This window comes from Olleya sp. KKT75 (genome assembly GCF_055635485.1).
Map to the genome: position 1 here is coordinate 3,118,061 of NZ_CM145759.1, position 12,675 is coordinate 3,130,735.

Genomic DNA, 12,675 nt, shown 5'->3' on the forward strand with positions numbered 1-12,675 from the left:
TAAATTATTAATCCGGAAAGAACTTGAAATACTTCTGTTTGACCAAACCAATTATGATTTATTATAGTTTTTTTAACAATATTGTATAATATAATAAATGCTACTATTAATCACTAAATTAATTATCGCATTTTTAATAGTAAATAAAAATATTAGCAACAAAAAGATACCTTTATAAAGCTATCTATTTTCTGATATTATTACTAATTTAGGTACTTTAGATAGATTATTTAGCCTTATCACATTTAAAAACATTTTGACATTTAAATAATTAATGAATTTAATATCAAGGCCTAAATGCATTTAAATGAAGTATATTGCCCACATGCAAAATGTATAATGGAAATTTCCGTTATATAATCACACACAAAACAACTACAATATTGGATTTTACAAACCCGCTAGTTTACGGTGTTCCTTGTTTTTTAGGTTTTATAGCAATAGAGCTTACTTATAGCAAAACACTTGACAATAAAGAATTATACAATTGGAAAGATTTTTTTTCAAGCTTATCGCTTGGAATAGGATCTGCAATTATAGGTGCACTTGTAAAAACAGTAGCCGTAATATTAGTCTTTAATTTTGCTTATGAGCTCTTCAATCCTCTTGTGGATGGTGTCCGCACCAATATTATGGGGTGGCAATCTTTTGGCTACGCTTGGTATGTTTGGATTATTTGCATGCTTTTAGACGATTATTCTTATTACTGGTTCCATAGACAAAACCACATGGTTCGTTTTTTATGGGCAGCGCATATTGTACATCATTCTTCAGATAATTTTAACTTAGGGACAGCTGTGCGTAATGGTTGGTTTACTATTTTTTACAAGCCTTTTTTTTATGTTTGGATTGTAATTATTGGCTTCCCGCCAGAAATGTTAGTCGTTTGCATGGGTATAGAAGCGTTATGGCAATTTCAACTTCATACACAATATGTCAAAAACTTAGGTTTTTTAGAAACCTTTTTAAATACACATACGATGCACCAAGTGCATCACGCCCAAAATATTGAATACATGGATAAAAACCATGGTGGAATCCTAAATGTATTTGATCGTGTTTTTGGAACTTGGAAAAAAATAGACCACACTATTGACATAAAATATGGCGTTTCTGTTCCACCTGAATCTTATAACTTGTTTATTATTTTAACACACGAGTATAAAAATATTTGGGATGATATGAAAAAATCGAGTAATTGGTATCATAAATTTAAATATGCCTTTGCTGCCCCAGGTTGGAGCCATGACGGAAGTACATTAACTATAAAGCAAATTAAAAAAGAAATAGCAGAAGACGCTAATAACACTATGGAGATAACAAATCCTAAGCCTATTTTAATAAAGAGTGATCTGAAATAAGGATAATAAAAAACGCTATTTTGTTTTTATATAAATAACAAATGCTCCAATTAATTATGTGATTAATTGGAGCATTTTAGTATCAATTCTTTTTTCTATTGAAAATCTGATACTTTAAATGAGTACTTTCTTTGTGTTTTTTGAATAGTAACCCAAGGTGCAACGGTAAATAAAACGTTTTTACTTACTTTGATAAGCGTAATAATATTCATCAATGATATCGTTTATGAGAATACTGATTTTTTCAAAATCCTCAGAGTAAGAATTAGCAAGCGAGAACCTAATAGTCCAATCCGGTCCATCAAAACCACCTCCAGGCATAGCTACAATAGATTCTTCTTCAGCCAAACGTATTACAGGGTCTAAAGCATTGTAATTTTCGCCAACCCATGTACTAAATTCTTGACTGTATTTATCTTTTGCCAAATTCAAGAAATCTACCAATGTGTAATAATAGGCGGCATTTTTATTGTCATCAGAAATTAACGGGGTTCCTGGTAAGTCTTTATACAATTTATCATATCTATTTCTAACTAGTTTTTTTACATCAGTTTTGTACTTATTCTCTTTGTCAATCAAAGTTGCTAAAGAAAATAACGACATTTGAATTTGTTGTGGTGTAGATAAACCAGCGGTATGATTTAAAGCCACACTACGACTGTCGGCAACAAAACGGTCTATCATTTTTATACCATCAGGATTTAAAGAAATTGTCTCATATCGCTCACGTAATTCAACTTTATCTTCCTCTGGAAGTTTGGCTAGCATTTTATCGAAAATATTATTTTCATTAAGTGCTATTACCCCAAGTCTCCAACCTGTTGCACCAAAATATTTTGAATAAGAATACACCAAAATCGTACTTTCTGGAGCTTTAATTGCTAACGACGTAAAATTTTCTGTAAATGATCCATAAACATCATCCGTTAATAAAATTAAGTCCTCTCTATCTTTAGCTATTTGCGCAATTTTATCTAATGTTTCGTTACTTAATTTTACTGATGGCGGATTACTTGGGTTAACCAAAAAGAAAGCTTTTACTTTAGTATCCTTCAATTTATCAATTTCAGAATCTGGAATCTGCCAGTTATTATTTTCATCAGCATTAATCAAAACCATTTTCAAATCATAATCTTTTAAGGCTGGCATTTCAAAATATGGTGTAAAAATAGGTGCTCCGATAGCAATAGTATCTCCTGCTTTTAAAAACTTATTTGCTTTTAAAGAATTGAATATATATACCATAGCAGCTGTACCTCCTTCTGTTGCAAATACATCATATTTAGAATTTGGTGGTGTTGTTCCTGCACTCATTTCTTTCATTAAGTAAGCATGAGCAATTGTTTCAGAGTGCTTTAACATTCTTCCTGGCTCTGGATAATTGTTTCCGATAATTCCATTAACCCATTCAAACATTAAATCGTCAGAATCCATACCATAATTGGCTACTGCAAATTGAAATAAATCATTTAAATAACGTAAACCAATAACATTCTTATTTAAAGCTAAATAGGCTTGAAACCTTTTAGTTATGCCATCTTTATCTGTAATACCTCCAAAACCATCTAATTCTTGATATTGTCTTTTACTTTCCTCTAAACTAAATAAACCAAGTTGAAAATAGGCATCTCTAGGTTTTGTTGCTATCCAGTTTGGGTTACCTCTACCTGCATTAATCATTGAATGTTGGTGATTTGATTTTGCAAGTTTTATTAGCGTGTCTTTTACCTCGAACGGACTTAATGTATTAAGTTGGACTTCTTCTTGTTTTTTCATTTTATTGTGTTTTATAATTTAAGGCATCAATGCAATAATTATTGGTCCCCAAAGTGTTAAAAATATATTTGCAACCGCGTATGTCATTGTAAATGTTGGCGTTGGTGTTGCATTTTGTGTTTTATCTAATAAAGAAGAAAATGCTGGATTTGCACTTTTACTACCTGCAAGTACACCCAAAGCCTCTACAGGATTTTTAATTTTTAATACATAAAAATTCATAAAAAACTGAACGATCATAGGAATCATAGTGACTAGAATTCCTAAAAGAAATAAGGTTATACCACTTTTTAAAATAGCTTGAAAAGCAGGAGCACCAGCATTTAGTCCAACAATACCAACAAATACAGCAAGCCCGAAGGTTTGGATAAAACTAGCTGCACCTACGTTTATACCTCCCATTTTTGGATGTTTTGTTCTTAAAAACCCAATAATTAAACCAGAAACTAAACATCCCAATCCTGAGCCTAACGCTACGTTTGTTCCGTTGATGTCAAAATTAATTTCGCCTATTAAATAACCAACGACCATACCTAAACCAAAGACTATAAAATCTGTGCTATTTATTGACGTTGGTTTGTACCCTATTTCTTTTTCAATTCTATCTAAATCTTTTTTCTTACCAACTAGTGTTATTTCATCACCAGCATGAATTTCGGTATTATCTAAAACTGATAATTCGTGAGACATTCTAACAATACTATTAATGTAGACACCATGTGTTTTAGTTAATCCTAATTTCTCACGAATTTCAGCTAATGATTTACCATGTAGTTTTTTGTTTGAAAGAATGATGTGTCTTTCCTCCTCTGTAAAATCAATGTTTGCTCCAAATTCTGAAATCTCTTCACCTAACATATTACCAGCTTTAGAAAAGGCAGTTATTAATCCTGTTACAAATAAAATATCGCCTTCTTTAATTTGTAAATCTGCTTTAGACTCTAAATTTTTACCATCACTAATAACAAGCTCTACCGTTAAATTAGATTTTAAATCAGTTTCAAAATTTTGAATCGTTTGATTTAAATACTTTGATGATTTTAAAATTTTGAAGACTCTAGTATCTACTCTCTTAATAGGATCAAATTCCCCTTCCACCATTTCTTTACTACCACCAAGTTTTACCGCTAATTTTTTAGCTTCTGCTCTGATATCCCATTTCATGAGAATAGGAATAAAAGACACCATTAATATAGGTCCTATAGAACCAAAAATGTAAGTTATAGAATAACCAACAGCAACATTTGTTTTCATTATTTTAGCAGCTTCTGTTGCTAGTCCTAACTTATCAATAGCTTCTCCTGCTGTACCAATTATTGCAGACTGTGTTAACCCTCCAGCAGCTAATCCAGCTGCCATACCTTTATCTAGACCCATCCAAATAGAAAGTCCAACCACAACCAGTAGACCTAAAACAGTCATTGAAAATGCAGCTAATAAAAATTTTAAAGAGGAAAGCTTTAATGAAGCGAAGAATTGTGGACCACCTAAATATCCAACCATAAAAATAAATAAGGCAAAGAAAAGACTTTTCACTTCTCCGCTAATTTCAAATCCACCTACTTGACCAATAACGACAGCCATAATTAATGTTCCGGCTACTCCGCCAAGTGTAAATTTTCCGATTTTAAATTTCCCTACAAAATACCCTATTGCAATTGCTAAGAATAAGGTTAGATAAGGGAAGTTTCTGAGTGTGTTGTAAATAATATCCATAATATATTTTTTAATTTTTAATAATTATTATCACTATTTAAAGGTGATAAATAGCCATAAATTGAGCACGATAGCCAACACCATTATCATTTAACTTATTTTGATTTTTACCATAAATTAACTCCACTCCATAATCCAATCGATCCACGGGCGACCACATATAATTAACTGCGCCGTAAGTAGAGAAATCATACATGTCATCATCTACATAATCAGAATTATCAATACTTGTAAAGCTAAAAACAGCACTAGACGTTGATGTTTTACTCCACGCATGTTTGTAAGCTATAAATCCTCCCATAACTGGTATTGGTTGCATATCACCGTTATTATCTGGTGCAGCATCTAACCCTTGACCTCTTAAATCGTTTATATAATGTGCAATGCCAAATCCATAGGTATATCCAAATCTAACATCATCATTAATTTCATTTCTATTAAAAAATTTAACGATACCAGAAATTTCTGCACCTCCACTTGTTTTACTTTTAATAGCATCTGAACTGGCGTTTGTATACGACATATTTTTCAAGATACCTGTTAACCTAAGGTTTCCCCAGTTTCCATTTTTTTGTATGTATACTATTAAATCTGGAACATATTGAAAAGCCATACTATCATCTATATTAACATCATAGGGTGTATAATCTTCATTATGAGTTTCTAGAGCTACTGCAAAAGAATACTTATTATTTATGGACTGTGTATATCTAATCATTGGGTTTCTTGGTCCTGCAATACTATTGGGACCTTCAAAATCTACTTGTACAGGAAAAGCAGATGTGTTTTTCATGGTACTCCACGTTTGACCAATTAAAAACCCTTTATATTCTCCGTAAGCATGACGTAAATGCGGTACAAAACTGGTGGCAGCTTCTGTATTAAAAAAATCCATTTCTACGTAAATATGTACTTTATCGGCATTTGATATTTCATATACACCATCTACAGCTAATCGTGTTTGTCTTGCATCTAAAAAACTACGTGGTTTTTCTTCACGTAATGTTGGATAAATAGGAATTTTACTAGGATAAAACTCACTAGTATTTTGAATATTACCTAAATCCAAGCCACCTATTAACTTAATATAGCCGATAAAATCGAGGGATATTTTTTTCGATTTCTTATTATCTGAATAGCTATTTCTTTTTTCGCGAACCGGAAGCGGATCCTGATTGTCTTTTGTAATATTATGTTGCTTTAGCGCTACTGTATCCTTGTAATTTTGTGCAAATCCAGAAGAAACTAGCATAGAAAAACAGAACACTGTTAACACCTTAAATTTGATTGACATGTTTTTTGTTTTAGGAAGTGGTAAAAACTTTAATATTTCTTGATGAAATATATAATTGCTTTAAAGATTATCTATAAGCAAAACTAACCCTCTAACAAAGTCCCTTAGATGACCTAGGTCAGTTTAATATAAAAACGTGTGCATTTTTTTTGATATAATAGATATTATAGCAAATGCTCCAAGTAATAAGGAGTATTTTTGTTTGAAGAGAATTAATTCTAATAAAAAGTAATATAATTGGCTACCTAACGGTAGCTTTTTTTGTTTACAATAGTTTTTATTACGAATATAAAACTAATCCAATCGCTTATAAATCCATATGTTTTATTTCTAATGCTGTTATTATATTTATACTATTAGTCCAAAACAGTACTATTTAATAACGTATTTAAAGCGCACAAAAGCACTTACTGCAAATCAATTATATGTATAAAAAAGTAGAATAGTTAGACTTAGTATTAGCGCTTTAATAGTGTATATATCATGTCTAGTAATCCTATTTAAATGTGATTATTCTGAAACCCTTTTTACAAAAGATACAGTAGAAGTCGCTTTCTTATTATGTATACTAATTGCTCCAATTTCATTAACTATCATTTATGCTTTAAATAGATTATTTACTGATAAAAAAGACCGTTTAGAAAAAAAGGAATCTATCAAGTGCTTTTATAAAATTATGCGTATTCTTTTTGTCATTTGGTTACCATTAATAATATATAAAATATTTACTGCTAAGTTTACAATGGGTATTTAATAAGATTTCAAATAAAAAACAAAACAATAATTTGAATAAAAGCACTAAACAATTATAGATTAGAATTATGAAAAAAATAGTAATACTAGTATTAATCTGTTTTGGTTTTCTAACTAACAATTTCGCGCAACAAGACACTATTTATTTTGATGCAAATTGGCATAAAACAGTTAAAGATAGTGCAGATTTTTACAGACCAATGCCACTTACAAAAGTTGGTGACTTGTATCTGGTAAAAGATTACCATATCAACGGTAACGTACAAATGGAGGGCTACTACTCCAAATTGGAAAAAGAAGAATTAGAAGGAAAAGCTATTTGGTACTATAGTTCTGGTAAACGTTCTCAAGTACTTAATTACAAAAATGCAAAACGTAACGGTGAAGCATTAAACTTCTCAAAAAAAGGGTTTCTAAGAGCAAAAGGTCTTTATAAAGACGATAATTATTGGTCAGGAACTTTTATTGACGACTGCTGTTTTAATGGATATATCCCAAAATATAAAGCAGGTAAGAAAATAGGGCAATTACTATTTCATGCGGACTCAGATCAAATTGCTGTTAAATACGATTTTAAAAATGATAGCCTAGTAATCGCAAATCACTTTAATACTAAAGGAGAAAATATTGATAGTCTTAAATCCATAAATCACCAGCCTAAAGATGGACTTTTGGCTAGTTATAATTTAAATAACGAAGATGATGTTTTAAGTTTTAGCCACTATTCTCATTACAAAAATGGAAAAGATAATGGTGAAGAGGCCACTTACAATAAACAAGGTGAATTATTAGCGATAGGTATTAGCCAAAATCACGAACCCATTTCAGGGACTTTCTATAGATATAACAGTGTACAAAACTATGTTAACGGAAAATTAGAAGGTCCAGAAATCGGTTATTCTGATGGATTAAAGCAACTAACAAAAGGTATAAATAAAGATAATGCACATTGGCAAGGACAGTTTCTTGAGTATTATGAAAATAGAATTTATAGTTATAACAAGGGAGTATTAGAGGGCAAACAAACATTCTATTTTTCTGGAGATTATAAAACAATAAAAGCATATCATCATATTTTAAGCAACAAAAAAGAAGGCGAAAGTGCTTATTACAATAAAGAAGGATTAGAACTAGCAAAAGGTTTATATAAAGACGGACAGCCTTGGGATGGCACTTTCTTTGATACAGGAACTAACATTAAGTCATCCTATAAAAAAGGGTTAAAACATGGATTGTTTATTCAGTATGATAGATCAGGTCAAATTATTGCAAAGCAAGAATATGAGGATGACAAGCTTACGGGTCAAGTAATTAGTTCTGGTTATTTTACAGATAAAAAATGCGAATGCATCTATAAATCAGGTAATCCATATTCTGGAATAGTGTGTGAAAAATACACCATCCTTCATTACAAAAATGGAGCTATAATAAAGCGAGAAAATTACGAATCGGATTATCAAACAGACACAATATTATTTAGGAGCGCAACTACTTATAATGCTGATGGATTAGTAATTGCAACAACAAATATTAAACATGGCGAAAGTTACACGTTAACCTTTAAAGATGAAACCCCTTATAGTGGTGTTTATATAGGTTATAATGATGAAACCATTACCTATAAAAAGGGTGAGAAACATGGTCCTTTTTCGAAGCTAGAAAATGACAACAGGTACCTAGCTATTAACGGAAACTATAAAAATGGGCTTTGGGATGGCATGATCACATTTAAAGATGATGATTTATTGTTACAACCTTCGGACATAAACTCAAAAAACGAGTATACCTGTAGCTATAAAAAAGGAAAACCAATAGCGGGTACCGCTGTAAACAATAAAGTTATAACACGGTATAAAAATGGCTTAAAACAAGGATTAGAACAAACCTTAGAATATGGTAAACTATCTAGTGACATTATAAAAACCACAGCATATGATAAAGGAGTTCCTTTAACAGACACATGGCATAATTTGTTAAATCGACAAGGAACAGACTTTAAAGGTTTTTATAAAAATGGCAAACCGTTTAATGGTGGCTTTTATAGTAAATCTTCTGTTATATGGTCATCAATTTATTACAAAAATGGAGACATAACCAGTCAAATCCAAGGTTATGTGGATTATCCAGAAGTTTATAATGATAGCCTAACATATAAGTTTGGCAAACCGTATCAAGGTCAATTAATAACATTTGACAATGATAATATACACAAGCACATTTTTAATCAAGGTAAACTTATAAAAACGATTGTAACAGATGATAATGACATATACAGAGTAAGAAATACTATTAAATACACAACTACAGGATATGTAATTACAGATAAAGACTCTGATTTAGTAATGGGGCAACTCACCTATTTAAACGATTCAAAAACCAAAGCTAAATTAGTTTTTGCACCAGAATTAAAAGAATATAATGGTAGTGTAACATTTCATAACAATAAAATCACAGCTATTGATGTAACCTTTTATGACGGCGGACATCAAATGGATTACGCACTTGTTAATCAGCAATTGGTTATCACTGCAAAAAGTAAAAATACCATGTTTAAAATATATCCCACCTTTTCACATATAGAAACATTTACTTACAAAGATTTCCTTGATATTGAGAATCTCTTTGTCGCAGATGGTATAGTTGTTATGGATGCCTATATTGATAATATAAAGATGGCTTCTGGTGTTTTAAAAGACAGACAAATGTTTGATGGAATACATATTAGAACCTACAATAACACCTACAACTACTATAAAATGAATAAAGGTGAACGTGTCGATAAAAAAGTGAATTTAAGTAAAGAAGCGCTTTTAAAAATATTGAAATAATAACGCTTAAAAAAGTACCATTTTAATGGGAATTAAATATAATATAAAAAAAATACTGTTCATTTTACTTATTAGTATCACCAATAACTTAGTCGCTCAAAACAGCACTACTAATGGTAAAAACACGTCTTCCGGCTTTTTTAAAGACCGAGTTTGCGAATGCGAATACAAAAACAACACCCCGTTTAATGGAGAGGTTTGTAAAGACTATACAATAGTTTTATACGCTAGTGGTAAAATACTAAAAAAGACATCGTTTCAATACGCTAATCCTTCTCAATTAGAAAGTGTTCATTATTATAAAAATGGCGAAATATCCAAAGAAGCAGAATATGTAGACGATAAAGTGTACACGCTAATTTATAAAGACAACAGACGCTATTCTGGTCAAAGTTACAATAGGCTTTCAGGCAATATAGAAAGTTTTAAAGATGGTATAGAACATGGCACTTTTTATAACAATAACTATTATTCAAAATTAGCCATTTCAGGAAATAAAGTTAATGGAAAGCGTCATGGTAAAATAATATTTAAAAACGTTAACACAGGAAAAACAACAAGTTGCATTTACAAGCAAGGTTCTCCAATAAATGGTGCAATAATAAATAAACATACTAATCGAGTGTCGTCATATAAAAAGGGCTTAAAACATGGATTAGAAACAACTTTTAGAGCAGACAACAATTACAGAAATGCACCTTTTGATAGTATTACTAGAAATTACAAAAACGGAAAGTTAGAAGGAGAAGCACAATACTATAAAGCATCAAGATTTTTAGCAAAAGGACGCTATAAAAATGATGAGGCTTATACTGGTGTTTTCTTTGATGAACCTGAGGAAGGAAACTACAATATCTCCACGTTTAAAAATGGAAAAATATTAACTAAAGAAGAAATAACGCATGACTTTAAAAACAAATTCACCTATAAAAATCAAAAAATAAGTCAAGGAGAATATTATTATAAAAATGAATTAATAGCTAAAGGAAAATTTAAAAACAAACTACCATATAATGGTGTTTTTGCTAAAATTGAAGCTGTAGATAAGCATTATTATCCAGAAAGATATACGTTATCAAACTATAAAAACGGACAAAAAAATGGCAATGAAAAACTAATCCATTTTAAAGATAAAAGACTAGAGCAAATTACAAATTACCAAAAAGGTAATCCAATACGTAAAGTATTATTTACTCCTTTTAAAACTAACGATAGTCTTATAGGTATTTATAAAGATGGCAAACCCTTTTCTGGTATTTTTTTTAATGATTTACTAGATAAAAAAACACAAGAAAAATCTAGCATCAGCCTAATAAACCATTATAAAAATGGAGAAAAATCAGGCTTTCAATATTATACTGTAACGGGGTCTCATTTAGAAAAAGTTTTAGACAGCATAAAGTATATAAAAGGACACCCTTTTAAAGGAAGCGTACTAAGCGAATATCAAGGTGTAACATCTCAAGATATTTACGAAAATGGTATAAAACTCAAAAGTAATTTGTATTCTTTTGGAATAGAATCTTCTCCAAATTATATAGTAAACTATACTTCTGATGGATTTAATACAACAACGCGTTCTTCAAAAAATAGATATATAAAACACAACAAAGTAAGTTATACAAATCCATCTAAAAATGAAGGTCGCGTTATAATTTATTCAAAAAATCTCGAAATTGGATCATTTACATTTACTGAAAAAGGTATCAAAACAGTTAATATTTCATTTAAAGAAAATTCGGCAACAGTAAACATTCAAAGTAATGCATTAAATAAAGGAACAATAACCATAGAAACAAAAGAACAGTTGATACAATTAGATTATCAAAGGTCAAAAAAGCTAGAAATAAGCCCAATAGGCTTAAAAATTTGGGAACCTCTCTTTTTTAAAACTGATGGTATCTTATATTATTATTTAAAGGATAAAAAGACATTAGTTAGCACGTGTACTTCCAAAAATGGAAAAGAACACGATGGTATTATAACCAGAGTTAATAAAGATGGTACTTATGATTACAGACAATATCAGAATGGAAAAAGAATAAAAACTAAAAAAAATATAACCGAAAAACAATTACTTGAAGATGTTAAAAGGCTTAAAAACTAAATCAAAGTTTTTGTAGTTGCTAATAACGCTTTTATTTTAGCTTCATCATAAGCATCAGGATGCGCTGGAGAAAAGTATCCTTTTGGATCCCCTTTATCATTGTCAAAATACTTTCCTGAATCATTTTTATAATCATCAGACAAAGCCAAATCAAGTAAAATATCAACGCCTTTTTCTGCTGGAGACCAATGCTGACCATAGGCTTCATTAGCCATTTTAGTATTTAATAAGGACCCAGGATTTACAGCAATAACCGTAATATTAGGTTCTTGTTTTGCTAGATTAAAACTCCACATCGTTAATGCTAACTTACTTTGTGCGTAAGTGCTATTTTCTGAATCTTGCTCCTTCCCTATTAAAACAGCTTCAGAAACTGGTGCTTGTGCAGCAGAACTTAAATTAATAATTCTTGGTGCTTCGGATTGCTTTATGTTTTCTAATATGCCATTTGTCAACACATAAGGTGCTAAATAATTTACCACCATTCTAATGTCTAATCCGCTTTTATTCTTAACCTCTTTCGTTTTAAAAATTCCTGCATTATTGATTAGTATATCTATTTTAGGAAGGTCCTTTTTAATCTTTTCTGCTAATTTTGAAACAGCTTCTAAATCCGAAAAATCAGCAACTAAACCATAAATATTCTGATTATTTGTTGTTGTTTTTATTTCTGAAACAACCGCGTCTACCTTTACTGCATTTCTTCCATGTACATAAACCGTATGTCCTTTTTCGGCTAAACTAAAAGCAGTTAACTTTCCAATGCCGTCTGTACTTCCTGTTACTATTATTGTTTTACTCATCATTTTTTGTTTTTTTATTAAAATATCACCTTGAGTT

Annotated in this window: 7 protein-coding genes; 3 read left to right on the forward strand and 4 right to left on the reverse strand. The window is 30.5% G+C overall.

The annotated features are described in order from the left end of the window. Window positions 1–383 precede the first annotated feature (383 nt). A complete protein-coding gene (locus ACZ2G2_RS13950; protein WP_470392812.1) occupies window positions 384–1,361 on the forward strand; it encodes a sterol desaturase family protein in 978 nt (325 codons plus the stop codon). A 180-nt stretch (window positions 1,362–1,541) separates the two neighbouring features. Here the strand turns inward: ACZ2G2_RS13950 and ACZ2G2_RS13955 are convergent, their stop codons facing one another. From ACZ2G2_RS13955 to ACZ2G2_RS13965, 3 genes are read right to left on the reverse strand one after another with little or no spacing between them, the layout of a single operon-like run. Next, entirely contained in the window at window positions 1,542–3,137 is a 1,596-nt protein-coding gene (locus ACZ2G2_RS13955) for a bifunctional aspartate transaminase/aspartate 4-decarboxylase (RefSeq protein ID WP_470392814.1), read from the reverse strand. An 18-nt stretch (window positions 3,138–3,155) separates the two neighbouring features. Then, entirely contained in the window at window positions 3,156–4,853 is a 1,698-nt protein-coding gene (gene aspT / locus ACZ2G2_RS13960; protein ID WP_470392816.1) for an aspartate-alanine antiporter, read from the reverse strand. Between the two features lie 37 nt (window positions 4,854–4,890). Beyond that, entirely contained in the window at window positions 4,891–6,147 is a 1,257-nt protein-coding gene (locus ACZ2G2_RS13965) for a DcaP family trimeric outer membrane transporter (protein ID WP_470392818.1), read from the reverse strand. 821 nt (window positions 6,148–6,968) lie between these two features. Between ACZ2G2_RS13965 and ACZ2G2_RS13970 the strand changes: the two genes are divergently transcribed. Beyond that, complete coding sequence (locus ACZ2G2_RS13970) at window positions 6,969–9,728, forward strand: toxin-antitoxin system YwqK family antitoxin (RefSeq protein ID WP_470392820.1); 2,760 nt, start codon at window positions 6,969–6,971, stop codon at window positions 9,726–9,728. 25 nt (window positions 9,729–9,753) lie between these two features. Then, window positions 9,754–11,835, forward strand: coding sequence for a hypothetical protein (locus ACZ2G2_RS13975; protein WP_470392822.1), 2,082 nt, complete (start codon window positions 9,754–9,756; stop codon window positions 11,833–11,835). On the opposite strand, the gene ACZ2G2_RS13980 is transcribed toward ACZ2G2_RS13975, so the two are convergent. Beyond that, entirely contained in the window at window positions 11,832–12,641 is an 810-nt protein-coding gene (locus ACZ2G2_RS13980) for an SDR family NAD(P)-dependent oxidoreductase (protein WP_470392824.1), read from the reverse strand. The two genes, ACZ2G2_RS13975 and ACZ2G2_RS13980, sit on opposite strands and share 4 nt — an antisense overlap. Window positions 12,642–12,675 lie beyond the last annotated feature (34 nt).